Here is a 631-nt window from a genome sequence, read left to right as displayed (position 1 = left end):
TCATAACCATTGGTATTCAACCAATTGGCAAGACTTGTTGTATCTTCTGGGGACAAATCATCTGTCCAGTTTTGGTAGTATGTATTTAATAAATGATATTCTTTGAGAGAGTCTGGAAGGTAAGTGGATGGATTTTTAGATCCTCTCTCTCCCGCATATGTCATGACGGTATCTCTATCCGAATCACTGAGTCGCATCAAACTTGCGAACTCATTTGCTAATGTTTGTACACCCATATCCACATTACGAGTTGCGTAATCTTCAAATGTGGCAGTTAGGATATAGTTTTTTAACTCTGCTGGGTACTGTGTGAGATTCGGGATGGTTCCTTGCGCTAAAGATGTTTGGATGCGGCTGAGAGATTGGCGTAAAGCCAGTTCTTTTCCTGCGTCTCTTAAGTCTTCGTCGTATGTGAGTAATAGGCTGTCTACTTGTGCTAAGTTAGATGTTCTTAATAATCTTGCTTGTAGATCGTATGGTGTGATGAGTTCTTCGATTTCTGTGATTTGTGTTTCTGTTAATGCGGCTCCTAAAAAATTGGCTGTTCTTTCAAGTTTGCCACTCGGTCCCGGTAGAACAAATTTTCCACTCTTCACATCGGATAAAAATTTATCGATTGTTCCATTGTTTG

The 631-nt window shown here is 39.9% G+C and carries 1 protein-coding gene; it reads right to left on the bottom strand.

Annotated features, from left to right (window positions below):
* On the bottom strand, positions 1-631 hold a 631-nt coding region (locus EHQ47_RS19635), incomplete at both ends, for a hypothetical protein (RefSeq protein WP_167483246.1).

The organism is Leptospira bourretii (genome assembly GCF_004770145.1).
GTDB lineage: Bacteria > Spirochaetota > Leptospiria > Leptospirales > Leptospiraceae > Leptospira_A > Leptospira_A bourretii.
Note: the sequence above shows the minus strand (reverse complement) of the source record. Positions and strands in the feature narration are given on the sequence as shown.